Below are 15,205 nucleotides of genomic sequence, written 5' to 3' on the forward strand. Positions count from 1 at the left end.
TTCGCGCCGTCCGCCTACCGTTCCCCAAACGCATGCCTCCGACGTTATGGTCAGAGCATGAATCGGACAACGACGACCCTGTTCCTTCTCGGCGGAGGCGGTGACCTCTCGTCTCGATTGCTCCTCCCCGCCCTTGGCCAGCTCCTCACAGCACAGCCCGACCGTCAGGTCCGGCTGATTGGTGTAGGAGTGGAGACGATGACGGATGCCGCTTGGCGCGAGACCGTGTCGTCCTCCTTCGCGACCGTCCAGGCATCCGGTTCAGCTGTCGACGCACTGCTCGGCGAAACAGTCTTCCGAACCGCGGACGTCACAGACCCGGCCGCGCTCACCGAACTTCTCTCGGAAACCGGCGGGACACCGGCGTTCTACTTTGCACTCCCGCCCGCGGTCACGATGAAAGCCTGTGCGGCCCTCGGGCAGGTCGACCTTCCTGACGCGACGGTCCTTGCCCTCGAGAAGCCGTTCGGAACCGACGGGAACAGTGCGGCGGCACTGAACTCCCAGCTCGCGAAGCTGGTGCCGGAGAACCAGATCCACCGCGTGGACCACTTTCTCGGCCGGTCGACGGTCTTCAACGTGCTTGGTCTTCGGTTCAGCAACCGGATCTTCGAGCCCCTCTGGAACTCTGAACACATTGAGCGGGTCGACATTGTTTATGACGAGCAACTCGGTCTTGAGGGACGGGCCGGGTACTACGACAAGGCCGGCGCCCTCGTCGACATGATCCAGAGCCATTTGTTGCAGGTCATGGCTATCGTTGCCATGGAGCCGCCGTCGACGCTTGACGCTGCAGACCTTCGCGACGGAAAGGGCCTCGTCCTGCGGGCGACCCGACCGTGGGCGAACGATCCCTCGGCCTCATCGCGTCGAGCCCGGTACACGGCTGGCGCCGTCGACGGCCGAGACTACCCGGCCTATGTCGACGAGGGCGGCGTCGACCCGGCCCGCGACACGGAGACACTTGCGGAGGTCACTCTGGAGGTCGACAACTGGCGCTGGGCCGGAGTGCCGTTCACCCTCCGCTCAGGCAAGGCTCTTGGCGAACGCAGGCGTGAGATTATCGTGACGTTCAAGCCGGCAAAGTGGGTGCCAACTGGTTTCAGCGGGGGAGCCCACCCCACAGTGCTCCGGCTGTTCCTCGCCCCAGACCAAATGTCGCTTTCGCTGAACGTCAACGGCCCAGGCGACCCGCACGAACTGGATCGGGTGGTGTTCGAGGCGGAGTTCAGCCCGGGTCAGTTCAACGCCTACGGCGAGGTTCTCGAGGGCATTCTCGACAACGACCCGTCGCTGTCGGTCCGCGGGGACACCGCGGAGCAGTGCTGGCGAATCGTTGAACCCGTCCTTGCCGCATGGAAGTCCGGCGCCGTGCCCATGAACGAGTACGCTGCCGGATCCGCCGGCCCCGCAAGCTGGGACCCGATCGGAGTCGACGACCGCCGGTTTGCTTAGGAGGCGTGCGCGATCGGTCGTGACTCGTCTGTCGGTACCGGTGGGTTGACCAGCTCAGCGCTGACGTGAGCCGGGTCGTGGCGTTTGGGATCAGCCCACACCGCGATGGCGTTCAGTTCAAACGTGATCTGTTCGGCGACCGGTCGTGTGACGAGGGTGTCAAAGTCAGGGGCCTCGAACGGCTCCGCATCGAGAACGGATGCCCCGAATCCAGCAAAACCGGACAGCTTGACGTCAATCTCGGGGCTGGCTTCCGGCGCAACAACGGTCTTGCCCAGGATTGAGCTCGTCACATCCCGAGCGAGCGAGAACGCAGCCATGTCCTGGAAAAACTCGTCGGTGTCTGCGTCAGCACGACGAACAAGCGACCACTCGCCCTGAGCGCCCATGAAATCCTCGAGGCGCTTTCGCACAACATCGAACAGCTGCTCTTCCGAAAGCTGAACGGCGGGAATCGGCACCTCGACTGGCGTCGGAGGAGCAACGTTTACCGGTGCGCGGTGTCGGCGGCGACCAAACATGTCCGGAGCTCCCTGTGGCTGGTGCGAGTGATATGACCAGTGTGGGTCTCGTCACCCCAAATGCGGGGCTTGACACGCCGACACGCCTCAAATGGCGCGGAAATCGAAGTTACTCGACTAAGACTTCAACTTCTTCTGGTCACTGTTCTCGCTAACGGTCGCAACGGCATTGGCCACTGCGACGAGCCAACCGGCCCAGAGCAGGGCCAGACGCCAGTCACGCGGAGCGGTCTTCGAGGTCTGAATGAGCGAAAACGCTCCGGCGATCGCGCTGAGAACACTGAAGTTCAAGACGTACTTACGCATGTGGGATTCCCTCCGTTTTCGACAACGGTATCGACTATTCGGTCACTCGGTCGGACGCTTGACAACGTCGCGCTCCGTCCATAGATGCAATCGGGACAGGCCATGTATCACAAACGATGAGGGATGTGCTCCCGCCCGGGGCGGAATTGGTCCGGCTGGTAGCCTGTTCAGCCACAGAACAGTGGCGACAAAGGAGCAGAGTGGCATCGCAAAACGAAGTTGAACCGGAAACCTACGACTTCATCGTTGTCGCGAACCGGCTCCCCGTCGACAGCGTGACAGATGAAGAGGGCAACCAGCGTTGGCGGATGTCGCCCGGTGGCCTCGTCGCCGCACTCGAGCCGCTCATGAAGTCGACAGATGGCGCCTGGGTAGGCTGGCCAGGAGCTGCGGACGTCGTCCTCGATCCGTTCGAACACGAGAACATTCAGATGGTGCCCATCGCACTCAACGAGGAAGAGGTTGAGCGGTACTACGAGGGCTTCTCAAACGACACCCTGTGGCCGCTCTATCACGACGTCATCGCCCAGCCGAGCTACCACCGGGAGTGGTGGGACAGCTACGTGGCCGTGAACCGACGCTTCGCAGACGCGGCGGCCCGGATTGCAGACAAGGGTGCGACCGTCTGGGTGCACGACTACCAGCTGCAGCTGGTGCCAGGCATGCTCCGTGAGGCACGCCCCGACCTCACCATCGGCTTCTTCAACCACATTCCTTTTCCCGCATACGGCATCTTCTCTCAGCTGCCGTGGCGGCAGCAGATTATTTCCGGCCTGCTCGGCGCCGACGTCATCGGTTTCCAGCGCGTCGCAGACGCCGGCAACTTCACTCGTGCCGTTCGTCGGCTGTTTGGCTACGAGACGAAGGGAACCCGGGTCTGGGTTCCGGTCGGGGACTCGTCGGACGCAACAACGGGGGACAGGTCGCACGTCCGCGGCGCGCCCGTTCGTCGTGTCATCGCTCGCGCGTACCCGATTTCGATCGACGTGACCAGTTACGTCGAGCTCGCTCAAAAGCCGGAAGTTCAGGCCCGCGCTCGAGAAATCCGCGAGGAACTCGGCAACCCGAAGACGATCATGCTCGGTGTCGACCGGCTCGACTACACCAAGGGCATCGGTCACCGGCTGAAGGCCTTCGGTGAACTCCTCGCAGAGGGCCGCCTCGACGTCCAGGACGTGACGCTTGTGCAGGTGGCGAGCCCGAGTCGTGAACGTGTGGCGAGCTACATGCAACTCCGCGACGAGATCGAACTGACCGTCGGCCGCATCAACGGTGACTACGGCTCCATCGGCCACACAGCGATTAACTACCTGCATCAGGGCTATCCGCGTGAGGAGATGGTCGCCCTCTACCTTGCAGCTGATGTGATGCTGGTCACAGCGCTTCGCGACGGAATGAACCTCGTGGCTAAGGAATACGTAGCGACTCGAGCCGATCTCGGTGGAGTCCTAGTCCTCAGCGAATTCGCCGGAGCATCCGATGACCTGCGTCAGGCCCTTCTCATCAACCCCCATGACATCGAGGGTGTGAAGGAAGCAGTCGTTCGCGCCATCGACATGCCAGCGGCGGAGAAGCGTCGACGAATGCGCGCACTGCGCAAGCGCGTTCTTGAAAACGACGTCGTCAAGTGGTCTCGCGTCTTCCTTGACGAACTCAAGCAGTCGACGACCGCCCACCCGGTCTCGCACGAACACCCGGACGACCGTCGATGAGCGAGCCGATGTTTCCCACTCTCGACGAAGCGCTCACCCGCCTGGCGTCGACCGAGCATCTCCTGGTCGCATTGGACTTCGATGGGACCCTCGCGCCGTTCGTTGACAACCCTGAGGAGTCGCGGGCGATACCCGAGGCTCGTGACGCCGTAGCGAGGCTGCTTGAGGTGTCGCACACGACGGTGGCTTTCGTCTCAGGCAGGGCTGTGGACAGCCTGTCACGTGCGTCGGAGTCGCCGGATGGGATCCTGCTCGTTGGATCGCACGGCGCGGAATATCGATTTGACGGTGTCGACACCCACCCGCCCCTCAGTGACGGCGATCGCGCGCGCGTTGCGACCCTGTCAGGTGTGCTCGCGGTCGTGAGTTCGGAACACCCGGGCACCTGGGTTGAGGCTAAGCCCGCTGGTTTCGCGCTGCATACTCGGGGTCTCCCTGACGAACTCGAGCTGGCCGCGAACGAGGCAGCGAGGCGAGCCGTTGCCGACGCGAACCTGCAGGTCAAGGTTCGGGACGGCAAGGACGTCATCGAGTTCTCCATCCTTTCCGTCACCAAGGGTGACGCTTTGCGGCACCTCCGGGACTACACAGGAGCGACAGCCGTTCTGTACGCCGGCGATGATGTCACCGACGAGGACGGTTTCGCGGCGCTCGGCGAAGGAGACCTGTCCCTCAAATGTGGCCCGGGGGACACCGTCGCCAACTACCGGGTTGCGTCGCCCGCCGACGTCGCTGCTGTGCTGGCCACCCTGGCTCAGGAGCGCGCCGCCACCGGCCGATGAATCTTGGGGCATGTTCAAGGTTCTAGACTCGATCTATGTCAGAGATCGACCTGAAACCTCGCAGTAGAGCAGTCACAGACGGAATCGAAGCCACAACATCGCGTGGAATGCTCCGCGCTGTTGGCATGGGCGACGAAGACTGGGACAAGCCCCAGATTGGTATCGCGTCGAGCTGGAACGAAATCACCCCGTGCAACCTGTCGCTCGACCGGCTCGCCCAGGGTGCCAAGGAAGGCGTGCACTCAGGTGGGGGATACCCGCTGCAGTTCGGAACCATCTCCGTCTCTGACGGCATCTCCATGGGCCACGAGGGCATGCACTTCTCCCTCGTCTCGCGTGAGGTCATCGCAGACTCGGTTGAGACAGTCGTCATGGCCGAACGCCTCGATGGAACGGTTCTCCTGGCTGGCTGCGACAAATCGCTGCCCGGCATGCTGATGGCAGCGGCGCGACTCGACCTCGCCAGCGTGTTCCTGTACGCCGGTTCAATCGCTCCCGGCTGGGTCAAGCTCAGCGACGGCACCGAAAAAGACGTCACGATCATCGACTCGTTCGAAGCCGTTGGTGCGTGCAAGGCAGGCACCATGAGCGAGGAGGACCTCAAGCGCATTGAATGCGCCATTGCTCCTGGTGAAGGTGCTTGCGGTGGCATGTACACGGCAAACACCATGGCGTCAGTCGCTGAAGCGCTCGGAATGAGCCTTCCTGGATCGGCTTCCCCGCCCTCGGCGGACCGCCGCCGCGACTACTTCGCTCACCGCTCAGGTGAGGCCGTTGTCAACATGCTGCGTCTCGGAATCACAGCACGTGACATCCTCACGAAAAAAGCGTTCGAGAACGCGATCGCCGTGGCTATGGCATTCGGTGGGTCGACGAACGTCGTTCTGCACCTCCTCGCAATCGCTCGCGAGGCTGAGGTCGAACTCACGCTTGATGACTTCAACCGCATCGGAGACAAGGTGCCGCACATTGGCGACCTGAAGCCGTTCGGCAAGTACGTCATGAACGACGTCGACCGTCACGGTGGAGTCCCCGTTGTCATGAAGGCACTTCTCGACGCCGGTCTGATCCACGGAGACTGCTTGACCGTGACAGGCAAGACCGTCGCCGAGAACCTCGCTGCGCTCAACCCCATGCCGCTCGACGGCGAGGTTATCCGCACTCTCGATAACCCGATCCACGCCACCGGCGGAATCACCATCCTCTCCGGTTCGTTCGCTCCCGAAGGTGCTGTCGTCAAGACCGCCGGCTTCGACGCCGACATCTTTGAGGGTCCCGCTCGCGTCTTCGAGAGGGAGCGTGGCGCCATGGACGCTTTGACCAATGGCGAGATCGCCGCTGGAGACGTCATCGTCATCCGCTACGAAGGCCCCAAGGGTGGTCCTGGCATGCGCGAAATGCTCGCCATCACAGCCGCCATCAAGGGCGCTGGGCTCGGAAAAGATGTACTACTATTGACGGACGGTCGATTCTCAGGCGGCACAACCGGCCTCTGCATCGGCCACATAGCACCCGAAGCGGTGGACGCTGGTCCCATCGCCTTCGTGCGCGATGGTGATCTGATACGGGTCGATATCGCAGCTCGGTCGCTCGACCTACTTGTCGACGAAGAAGAGCTGGCCGCCCGCCGCAACGGCTGGGCACCGCTTCCCCCGCGCTATACCCGAGGCGTTCTCGCAAAATACTCCAAGCTCGTGCACTCCGCCGCGGAGGGCGCGATTACTGGGTAATTTGCCGCCCCGATTCAGATCTCCACTCTCACAAGGGAACCCATACGATGCCTGCGGATTCTTTCCCCGCCATGTCGCCATCCACACTCAAAGCGGCCCAAAATAGCGGCGATCAGACGCCGGAACTGCTGACCGGTGCTCAGGCCGTCGTCCGCACGCTGGAACTGATCGGTATCACCGACGTTTTCGGCCTGCCCGGCGGTGCCATCCTTCCTGTCTACGACCCGCTCATGGACACGACGAAGATTCGTCACATCCTCGTTCGCCACGAGCAGGGTGCAGGTCATGCGGCCGAAGGTTACGCCGCATCCACCGGGAAGGTTGGAGTGGCTATCGCCACGTCCGGTCCAGGGGCGACCAACCTCGTCACCGCCATCATGGACGCGCACATGGACTCGGTGCCGCTTCTCGCGATCACCGGCCAGGTGTTCTCCACCCTGATGGGAACTGACGCATTCCAGGAGGCTGACATCGTCGGCATCACCATGCCGATCACCAAGCACTCCTTCCTGGTGACGGATGCTTCCGAGATTCCGTCGACCATCGCGGCGGCGTACCACATCGCTTCAACCGGTCGACCTGGACCAGTGCTCGTCGACATCACCAAGGATGCCCAGCAGGACACCGTTCCGTTCAACTGGCCACCCAAGATCGACCTTCCCGGGTACCGCCCGGTGACGAAGGCACACGGCAAGCAGATCCAGGCGGCGGCCCAGCTGATGGTCGAAGCGAAGAAGCCCGTCCTTTACGTCGGTGGTGGAGTGATTCGCGCTGAAGCGTCCGCTGAACTTCTTGAGTTGGCCGAGCTCAGTGGAGCCCCGGTCGTCACGACGCTTATGGCTCGCGGAGCTTTCCCTGACTCGCACGCGCAGCACCTCGGGATGCCGGGCATGCACGGAACGGTTCCCGCGGTTCTCGCCCTGCAGGAATCCGACCTCATTGTTGCGCTCGGTGCGCGTTTCGATGACCGTGTCACCGGCAAGACCGCGCTGTTTGCGCCTCACGCCAAAGTCATCCACGTAGATGTCGACCCCGCCGAGATCTCCAAGATCCGCACGGCCGACGTTCCCATCGTTGGCGATGCCAAGGACGTCATCGTCGACCTGACCGCCGCCTATACCCTGGCCCGTCGAGAGACCACTCCCGACAACGAGGCCTGGTGGGCGTACCTCAACGGGCTCCGCGAGGAGTTCCCGCTCGGTTACACCGAGCCGACAGATGGTCTGCTCGCTCCGCAGCACGTCATCGAACGGATCGGCGCGCTGACCGGTCCGGAGGGTGTGTACGCTGCCGGTGTCGGCCAGCACCAGATGTGGGCGGCACAGTTCATCAAGTATGAGCGCCCCAACTCCTGGCTCAACTCCGGCGGCGCAGGCACCATGGGGTACTCGGTTCCAGCGGCAATGGGCGCCAAGGTCGCAGAACCCGACCGTGTGGTCTGGGCAATCGATGGTGACGGATGCTTCCAGATGACAAATCAGGAACTCGCGACCTGTGCGATCAACAAGATTCCGATCAAGGTGGCGATCATCAACAACTCGTCGCTCGGCATGGTTCGCCAGTGGCAGACGCTGTTCTACGACGGACGGTATTCGAACACCGACCTGAACACCGGACACGACACCATCCGCGTGCCGGACTTCGTGAAGCTCGCTGAAGCATACGGCTGCCTCGGCATCCGAGTGACCAAGGCCGACGAAGTGGACGCGGCAATCCAGCTCGCGCTCGAGACGAACGATCGACCCGTCGTCATCGACTTCGTGGTGAGCGCGGACGCAATGGTCTGGCCCATGGTTCCCCAGGGTGTCAGCAACAGCTACGTGCAGTACGCCAGGGACCACAGTCCGTCGTTCGATGAGGAGGCCTAGAGATGACCACCCACGTATTGAGCCTGCTCGTGGAAGACAAACCAGGTCTGCTCACCCGTGTCGCCGGGCTGTTCGCTCGACGCGGCTTCAACATCGAGTCCCTCGCCGTCGGCAAGAGCGAAGTACCAGGGCTCAGCCGGATCACCGTCGTCGTCACCGTTGAGGGCCTCCCGCTCGAGCAGATCACGAAGCAGCTCAACAAGCTCGTCAACGTGATCAAGATCGTCGAGCTCGACCCTGCCCAGTCCGTGCAGCGAGAGCACCTTCTCATCAAAGTGCGCGTTGACAACACGACCCGCTCGCAGGTGCTCGAAGCCGTCAACCTTTTCCGCGCTCGTGTCGTAGACGTCGCCACAGACGCCGTTGTGATCGAGGTGACCGGAGACTCAGGCAAGACCAACGCGCTGCTGAGGGTGCTCGAGCCCTTCGGTATCAAGGAGCTCGCGCAGTCCGGGCAGCTCGCCATTGGCCGCGGATCCAAATCAATCACCGAACGCGTATTCAAGAACTAACCCGCGAGCACTTCGCGCACCACGCGCTTACGCTCACGCAACAACCTCAACAACAAGGAGATAAACAAGTGGCTGAGATTTTTTACGACGCTGACGCCGACCTCTCGATCATCCAGGGCAAGAAGGTTGCCGTTGTTGGATACGGCTCGCAGGGGCACGCTCACGCGCTGAACCTTCGCGACTCCGGCGTCGAGGTCGTCATCGGCCTCAAGGAAGGCTCGAAGTCGATCGCCAAGGCCGAGGAGCAGGGCTTTGTCGTCAAGAGCGTCTCAGACGCTGCCGCCTGGGCTGACGTCATCGTGATCCTCGCGCCCGACCAGTTCCAGCGCACCATTTACGCAGAGTCCATCAAGGACCAGCTGTCCGAGGGCAAGGCTCTCGTCTTCGGCCACGGCTTCAACATTCGTTTCGGCTACATCGAGGCGCCCGAGGGTGTCGACGTTCTCATGGTCGCCCCGAAGGGCCCAGGCCACACGGTCCGTCGCGAGTACGAAGCAGGACGAGGCGTTCCCGTCATCGTCGCAGTGGAGAAGGACGCATCGGGCAACGCCTGGCCGCTCACGCTCAGCTACGCCAAGGGCGTCGGCGGGCTCCGTGCGGGTGGAATCAAGACCACCTTCACCGAAGAGACCGAAACCGACCTGTTCGGCGAGCAGGCTGTGCTCTGCGGTGGCGCCTCGCAGCTCGTGCAGTACGGCTTCGAGGTCCTCACCGAAGCCGGCTACCAGCCGCAGGTTGCCTACTTTGAGGTGCTGCACGAGCTCAAGCTCATCGTTGACCTCATGTGGGAGGGCGGCATCGCCAAGCAGCGCTGGAGCGTCTCAGACACGGCAGAGTACGGCGACTACGTTTCGGGCCCCCGCGTTATCGACCCGTCGGTCAAGGAGAACATGAAGGCCGTTCTCGCCGACATCCAGTCCGGTGCCTTTGCCAAGCGCTTCATCGACGACCAGGACGCTGGAGCTCCGGAGTTCCTGGAGCTGCGCGCCAAGGGCGAAGCTCACCCGATCGAGGAGACCGGCCGCGAACTGCGCAAGCTCTTCGCATGGAACGCCTCGAACGACGACGACTACACAGACGGATCGGTTGCGCGCTAGTCGCTTCCTGACGTTCTCGCCCGTTCCCCACCCTGGCCGTTCGCACGGCAGGCGGGGGAGCGGGCGATTGTCGTTTGCCACAGTATTCTGGATGCCATGCCCCGAGACAGTGATGACGAGGCCCTGACCTGGGCCGGTGACGACGAACCAGCGCAAACCTCAGCGTCAGAGCCGACCGCCAGCGCGACAGCGCCACGCCCGAAGGTGGCGCCCGGATGGCGAGTGGTCGGCAAACCCGGGACGCCCACCGTTACAGGTGACGCTCAGCCCCGCGTCCAGATGGGCTCCGTGGCCCTGGTTGTGCACGGCATTCTCGGCGGGGTGTACCTCCTTTACATCATTGGCTGGCTGATTGCGGCGCAAAGGGACTCGGCCACGCCCACCGACATCATCGGCGGGGTGATGTACACCGTCGGACTGTGGTTTGCCGTGCTTGCACCCGCTCTCTGGTTCGGCACCGTCCTCTGGCTCACCAGGGGAGCCGTGTCATCCCGTGTCCGCCTGATCGCGCTCGCTGTCGGCGTGGTCGTTCTCATTCCGGTGCCGTTCCTCGTCGGGGGTGCCGCATGACCGAGAGCGCACCCGCTCGACCACGCGTCCCGCGCTGGGTCACGACAACCCTCGCCGTCGTCTTCGGCCTCTTCTTCGCGTACGACGCGTGGGAGGCCGTGGGCAACATCCTCGGCATCAGCTGGCTGGTGTCCGACACCGACACCGCAATCTCGGTCTTCGGCTGGATCGTGCTCAGCATCGGCGTCCTGATTCCGATCGCCGTGTTCCTGCTGGCGTTTCGCCTCGGCCGCACGAGGGATCTGCTCGCACAGGTCCTGCTTTACCTCACGGGCCTCGGCGTCTCAGCGGTGGTGGCACTCGACATCGTCGCCCTCTTCGGTGCCGGGTCCCTGCTGACGTAATACGCCGACCGGACCGAGTAAAGTCGACAGTACGAGCGCTCCGACCGCTGCGGCGCCCGACGTCCCCGTTGCAAACAAAGGATTCATCTGTGTCAAAACCGGTCGTGTTGATCGCCGAAGAACTCTCCCCAGCGACCGTTGATGCCCTCGGGCCCGATTTCGACGTCCGCAACGTCGACGGAACCGACCGGCCCGCGCTCCTCGCGGCTCTCGCTGATGCACACGCCGTTCTTGTGCGTTCGGCCACGAAGGTCGACGCGGAAGCCATCGCGGCTGCACCGCACCTCAAGGTGATCGCGCGCGCCGGCGTCGGGCTCGACAATGTCGACATCAAGGCCGCCACAACAGCGGGCGTCATGGTCGTGAACGCGCCGACCTCGAACATCATCTCGGCCGCCGAACTCACCGTCGGACACATCCTCAGCCTGGCCCGCCACATTCCGCAGGCGCACAACGCGCTGGCGGGCTCGCAGTGGAAGCGCTCGAAGTACACAGGCACCGAGCTCTACGAAAAGACCATCGGCATCATCGGCCTCGGCCGCATCGGTGCGCTGATCACCGCGCGCATGCAGGCATTCGGCACAAACGTCATCGCATACGACCCCTACGTCACGAGCGCGCGCGCACAGCAGCTCGGCGTGCAGCTCGTGACCCTCGACGAGCTCCTGGCCCAGTCGGACTTCATCACGATCCACATGCCGAAGACCCCGGAAACCACAGGCATGATCAGCACTGAGCAGTTCGCACTGATGAAGCCGACGGCGTACATCGTCAACGTCGCTCGAGGTGGACTCATCGACGAGGACGCACTGTACGACGCTCTGCTCGACGGAACCATCGCTGGCGCTGGCCTCGACGTGTTCGTCTCCGAGCCGCCGACGGACGACAAGCTCCTCTCCCTCCCCAACATCATCGTGACGCCTCACCTCGGAGCGTCGACAGATGAGGCGCAGGAGAAGGCCGGTGTCTCCGTCGCCAAGTCCGTGCGACTGGCCCTCGGCGGTGAGCTGGTACCAGACGCCGTGAACGTCGCGGGCGGCGTCATCGACCCCTACGTCCGCCCAGGCATTCCGCTTGTCGAGAAGCTCGGCCAGATCTTCGCGTCCCTCACGACGTCGCCGCTTACGAGCATCGACGTCGAGGTGCACGGTGAGCTCAACGATTACGACGTCAGTGTGCTCAAGCTGGCCGCGCTCAAGGGCATCTTCACCAACATCGTGAGCGAGACCGTGTCGTACGTCAACGCGCCGCTGCTCGCCGAGCAGCGCGGCATTGTCGTTCGATTGATAACGGATGCCGAGAGCAACGAATACCGCAATGTCATTACCCTGCGCGGTGCGTTGAGCGACGGTTCCCAGGTGTCGGTCTCCGGAACGCTGACGGGTACCAAGCAGATCGAGAAGCTCGTTGAGATCAACGGCTACGACGTTGAGGTTCCGATCTCGAACCACCACATCGTCATGCTCTACACGGACCGTCCCGGAATCGTCGCCGTTTACGGCCGCCGTTTCGGCGAGGCATCGATCAACATCGCCGGTATGCAGGTTGCACGCCGCGAAGCCGGTGGACAGGCGCTCAGCGTGCTGACCGTCGACTCGCCAGTGCCAGACGAAATTCTCGAGGCCGTTCGCGCTGACATCGACGCGACGATCCTTCGCGAGATCGATATCACCGAGTAAAACCCCGGACACAAACGTAAAGGGAGGGCAACAACCGTTGCCCTCCCTTTTACGTTTCGCTGGTCTACAGCGTGTCGTTACGCTCCGCCGTGTCGATGCGGCCACCGGTGGCCGGGTCGACCGTGCTGCGGTTGGTGACGACCGAGCGGCGCTTGCGGGTGAGAAGAGCCAGTCCGACGATGAAGACCACGAGACCGGCGCCCATCAGGATGTAGCCGATCAGGTCGAGGTCGAGCCATTCGACGGAGATGTTGACGGCGAAGGTGAGGATCGCGCCGACCGCCATCAGGAAGATTCCCAAACCAATACTCATCGTGCTGCTCCTCTAATTCTGCGGATTCTGTGTGAATCGACGTTGGGCCGGCCGTAACCGACCTGCCGACACATTACTTGGGAGGCGTTAACCCGCGCTAGGGGTGGAAAAACGGGCCAGAACTGTGAGAAGGCTCTCGATTCCTTCGGGAGACACGTCGGCGGGATCTGGGGTTCCCATGCCGAGCATCGCCGAGTTGAAGTACAGGCCGTCGCTGACCAGGACGATGGCGCGAGCGACAGCGGGGTCGCCGACCGCGTCGGTGATGAGGGTCAGCCAGGACGTGCGGATGGTGGCGAGAGCCTCGCTTGCTCGGGCATCGGCGGCCTGTGCGAGGCGGGAGGTCGCGATGAGCGAACGGTCGAGCTGGCTCGCCGCGTCGATCGACGTGCGGATGAGGTAGTCGACAGGCCCTGCCGGTGCCGCTTTCATCAGGAACAGGTCGGCCTCGGTGAGGCCCCTCAGTCGTTCAACCAGCCCGGCGGACAACGCGTCCTTCGACCCGAAGTGGTAGAGCAGGCCCCCCTTGGACACACCGGCACGCGACGCAACCGCATCGAGTGTCGCGCCCCGCTCACCCACCTCAATGAGGAGGTCTTCGTAGGCAACGAGGATTCGGTCCGATGTCGACGCAGGCCGTGGCATCCGCTTATCGTATCGCTCTGCAGCAGACGTCATTTGTCTAGTGTACCGTCCAGCCGGTACAGTAATTCAGGCGTCCGCAGCTTTGAAAGGTAATTCCCCGGCATGACAACCACACACTCGACAACAGAAACCGCTTCTCTCGGGGCGAAGGTCGGAGTACGTGGATGGGCGGCCCTCGCGGTGCTCATGCTCCCGGTGCTGCTCGTCTCGGTCGACAACACGGTGTTGAACTTTGCGCTTCCGGCAATCTCGGAGGACCTCACACCGAGCGGAACACAATTGCTGTGGATGATCGACATCTATCCGCTGGTGCTCGCGGGGCTGCTCGTCTCGATGGGAAGCCTCGGCGACAGGGTTGGCCGGAGGAGACTGCTTCTGATCGGATCGGCCGGATTCGGGGTTGTGTCGATCATCGCGGCGTTCGCCCCGTCGATCGAGCTGCTCATCGGCGCCCGCGCGATACTGGGCTTCTTCGGCGCAATGCTGATGCCGTCGACTCTGTCGCTCATCCGCAACATCTTCACCGACCGTGAGCAGCGGCGCCTGGCTGTTGCCGTGTGGGCGAGCGGATTTGCCGCTGGGAGTGCGCTCGGACCGGTGATCGGTGGTCTGCTGCTCGAGCACCTCTGGTGGGGATCGGTGTTCCTCATCGCCGTGCCCGTTCTTGTTCCGCTGCTTCTTCTTGCGCCGTTCCTCGTTCCTGAGTCCCGCGACCCGCACCCGGGTCGACTCGACCCGATCAGCATTGTCCTTTCTCTTGTCACCATGTTTCCGCTCGTCTACGGCATCAAACACGCGGCGACCGAGGGCATCGACGTGATTTCCGTGCTCTGCATCGCCGGTGCTGTGCTTGCCGGTGTGGTGTTCGTGCGTCGGCAGTCCCGGGTCGAGACTCCGATGATCGACATGGCCCTGTTTCGCATTCCGCAGTTCAGCGGCGCGATCGTGGTCAACCTGTTCAGCGTGATCGCCCTCGTCGGTGGGCTGTTCTTCGTCACCCAGCACCTGCAGCTTGTGCTTGGGCTGGCACCGCTCGCCGCCGGTTTGGCGCTCGTGCCCGGGCTGCTCACGATGATCGTGGCGGGGCTCGTGATCGTGCCCGTCGCCGCGCGGGTGCGTCCGTCGATCGTCATTCCTGTCGCGTTGTCGTTCTCCGCCCTCGGCTACGGTGCCATCGCCCTGACCGGCGGCGACATCACGGCCACCGGAATTGCCCTGTGCTTCGTGGCGCTCGGCCTTGGCATCGGCTCTGCCGAAACCGTGTCGAACGAACTCGTGCTTGCCCACGCGCCGGCTGCGAAAGCCGGGGCGGCGTCTGCCGTTTCCGAAACCGCGTATGAGCTCGGTGCCGTTCTCGGAACAGCGACGCTCGGAACGATCCTCACGGCGTCCTATCGCAACGCGGTCGTCGTGCCGGAGAACCTCTCGGCCGAGCAAAGTCGAGCGGCGTCGGAAACGCTCGGCGGAGCGGTCTCTGTTGCGGGTGAACTGCCCGCGGACGTTGGGGCGACGCTCCTCGAGTCGGCGCGCGTCGCGTTCGACAGCGGCGTCGGTCTCGCCGCTTGGGTCGGCTTCGGCTTCATCGTTGCGGCCGGCGCGGTCGGGGCGTTGGCGCTCCGCAACGTGCGGGGCGGCAGCGAAACGGCGCAGTAGGCTGGGAATCAGTTCACA

At 63.3% G+C, this 15,205-nt stretch carries 15 protein-coding genes; 11 read left to right on the plus strand and 4 right to left on the minus strand.

Going from position 1 to position 15,205, the window contains the following annotated elements:
- Window positions 1-57: 57 nt before the first annotated feature.
- Window positions 58-1,455 carry a glucose-6-phosphate dehydrogenase gene (locus tag D9V28_RS02695; RefSeq protein ID WP_121658147.1) on the plus strand — a complete coding sequence of 466 codons (1,398 nt, stop codon included), beginning with the start codon at window positions 58-60 and terminating at the stop codon, window positions 1,453-1,455.
- Here D9V28_RS02695 and D9V28_RS02700 read toward each other — a convergent pair.
- Entirely contained in the window at window positions 1,452-1,976 is a 525-nt protein-coding gene (locus D9V28_RS02700) for a hypothetical protein (protein WP_121658148.1), read from the minus strand. The two genes, D9V28_RS02695 and D9V28_RS02700, sit on opposite strands and share 4 nt — an antisense overlap.
- A gap of 117 nt (window positions 1,977-2,093) precedes the next feature.
- Window positions 2,094-2,282, minus strand: coding sequence for a hypothetical protein (locus D9V28_RS02705; RefSeq protein WP_121658149.1), 189 nt, complete (start codon window positions 2,280-2,282; stop codon window positions 2,094-2,096).
- Between the two features lie 116 nt (window positions 2,283-2,398).
- Here D9V28_RS02705 and otsA point away from each other — a divergent pair, with 116 nt between their 5' ends.
- From otsA to serA, 9 genes are all read left to right on the plus strand, one after another.
- Window positions 2,399-3,994, plus strand: a complete 1,596-nt coding sequence (otsA, locus tag D9V28_RS02710; protein ID WP_121658150.1) for an alpha,alpha-trehalose-phosphate synthase (UDP-forming) — start codon at window positions 2,399-2,401, stop codon at window positions 3,992-3,994.
- Window positions 3,995-4,002: 8 nt separating this feature from the next.
- Entirely contained in the window at window positions 4,003-4,776 is a 774-nt protein-coding gene (gene otsB / locus D9V28_RS02715) for a trehalose-phosphatase (RefSeq protein ID WP_229727701.1), read from the plus strand.
- Between the two features lie 35 nt (window positions 4,777-4,811).
- Window positions 4,812-6,506 carry a dihydroxy-acid dehydratase gene (gene ilvD, locus D9V28_RS02720; protein WP_121658152.1) on the plus strand — a complete coding sequence of 565 codons (1,695 nt, stop codon included), beginning with the start codon at window positions 4,812-4,814 and terminating at the stop codon, window positions 6,504-6,506.
- Between the two features lie 71 nt (window positions 6,507-6,577).
- Window positions 6,578-8,374 (plus strand): acetolactate synthase large subunit, encoded by a 1,797-nt coding sequence (locus D9V28_RS02725; protein ID WP_229727755.1) that lies wholly within the window; start codon window positions 6,578-6,580, stop codon window positions 8,372-8,374.
- Window positions 8,375-8,376: 2 nt separating this feature from the next.
- Window positions 8,377-8,886 carry an acetolactate synthase small subunit gene (gene ilvN / locus D9V28_RS02730; RefSeq protein ID WP_121658154.1) on the plus strand — a complete coding sequence of 170 codons (510 nt, stop codon included), beginning with the start codon at window positions 8,377-8,379 and terminating at the stop codon, window positions 8,884-8,886.
- Complete coding sequence (ilvC, locus tag D9V28_RS02735) at window positions 8,874-9,983, plus strand: ketol-acid reductoisomerase (RefSeq protein ID WP_342353046.1); 1,110 nt, start codon at window positions 8,874-8,876, stop codon at window positions 9,981-9,983. Before ilvN ends, ilvC begins: the two co-directional genes overlap by 13 nt.
- Window positions 9,984-10,079: 96 nt before the next feature.
- Complete coding sequence (locus tag D9V28_RS02740; RefSeq protein WP_121658156.1) at window positions 10,080-10,553, plus strand: DNA polymerase III subunit gamma/tau; 474 nt, start codon at window positions 10,080-10,082, stop codon at window positions 10,551-10,553.
- Window positions 10,550-10,897 (plus strand): hypothetical protein, encoded by a 348-nt coding sequence (locus tag D9V28_RS02745; RefSeq protein WP_121658157.1) that lies wholly within the window; start codon window positions 10,550-10,552, stop codon window positions 10,895-10,897. The genes D9V28_RS02740 and D9V28_RS02745 overlap by 4 nt, the downstream gene beginning before the upstream one ends.
- Window positions 10,898-10,986: 89 nt before the next feature.
- A complete protein-coding gene (serA, locus tag D9V28_RS02750; protein ID WP_121658158.1) occupies window positions 10,987-12,576 on the plus strand; it encodes a phosphoglycerate dehydrogenase in 1,590 nt (529 codons plus the stop codon).
- Between the two features lie 64 nt (window positions 12,577-12,640).
- Here serA and D9V28_RS02755 read toward each other — a convergent pair whose 3' ends face one another.
- Window positions 12,641-12,889, minus strand: a complete 249-nt coding sequence (locus D9V28_RS02755; protein ID WP_121658159.1) for a DUF6458 family protein — start codon at window positions 12,887-12,889, stop codon at window positions 12,641-12,643.
- Window positions 12,890-12,976: 87 nt separating this feature from the next.
- Entirely contained in the window at window positions 12,977-13,567 is a 591-nt protein-coding gene (locus D9V28_RS16400) for a TetR/AcrR family transcriptional regulator (RefSeq protein ID WP_280524726.1), read from the minus strand.
- A 69-nt stretch (window positions 13,568-13,636) separates the two neighbouring features.
- Here D9V28_RS16400 and D9V28_RS02765 point away from each other — a divergent pair, with 69 nt between their 5' ends.
- Entirely contained in the window at window positions 13,637-15,187 is a 1,551-nt protein-coding gene (locus D9V28_RS02765) for an MFS transporter (RefSeq protein WP_121658161.1), read from the plus strand.
- Window positions 15,188-15,205 lie beyond the last annotated feature (18 nt).

The sequence above is a fragment of the Mycetocola zhadangensis genome, from assembly GCF_003668565.1.
In the GTDB taxonomy this organism is placed as follows: domain Bacteria; phylum Actinomycetota; class Actinomycetes; order Actinomycetales; family Microbacteriaceae; genus Mycetocola_A; species Mycetocola_A zhadangensis.

Bases quoted from the DNA above. Each gene is read 5' to 3' on its own strand.
- D9V28_RS02695 (WP_121658147.1), top strand. From the start codon at position 58: ATGAATCGGACAACGACGACCCTGTTCCTTCTCGGCGGAGGCGGTGAC.
- D9V28_RS02700 (WP_121658148.1), bottom strand. From the start codon at position 1,976: ATGTTTGGTCGCCGCCGACACCGCGCACCGGTAAACGTTGCTCCTCCG.
- D9V28_RS02705 (WP_121658149.1), bottom strand. From the start codon at position 2,282: ATGCGTAAGTACGTCTTGAACTTCAGTGTTCTCAGCGCGATCGCCGGA.
- otsA (WP_121658150.1), top strand. From the start codon at position 2,399: ATGAGGGATGTGCTCCCGCCCGGGGCGGAATTGGTCCGGCTGGTAGCC.
- otsB (WP_229727701.1), top strand. From the start codon at position 4,003: ATGTTTCCCACTCTCGACGAAGCGCTCACCCGCCTGGCGTCGACCGAG.
- ilvD (WP_121658152.1), top strand. From the start codon at position 4,812: ATGTCAGAGATCGACCTGAAACCTCGCAGTAGAGCAGTCACAGACGGA.
- D9V28_RS02725 (WP_229727755.1), top strand. From the start codon at position 6,578: ATGTCGCCATCCACACTCAAAGCGGCCCAAAATAGCGGCGATCAGACG.
- ilvN (WP_121658154.1), top strand. From the start codon at position 8,377: ATGACCACCCACGTATTGAGCCTGCTCGTGGAAGACAAACCAGGTCTG.
- D9V28_RS02740 (WP_121658156.1), top strand. From the start codon at position 10,080: ATGCCCCGAGACAGTGATGACGAGGCCCTGACCTGGGCCGGTGACGAC.
- D9V28_RS02745 (WP_121658157.1), top strand. From the start codon at position 10,550: ATGACCGAGAGCGCACCCGCTCGACCACGCGTCCCGCGCTGGGTCACG.
- D9V28_RS02755 (WP_121658159.1), bottom strand. From the start codon at position 12,889: ATGAGTATTGGTTTGGGAATCTTCCTGATGGCGGTCGGCGCGATCCTC.
- D9V28_RS16400 (WP_280524726.1), bottom strand. From the start codon at position 13,567: ATGACGTCTGCTGCAGAGCGATACGATAAGCGGATGCCACGGCCTGCG.
- D9V28_RS02765 (WP_121658161.1), top strand. From the start codon at position 13,637: ATGACAACCACACACTCGACAACAGAAACCGCTTCTCTCGGGGCGAAG.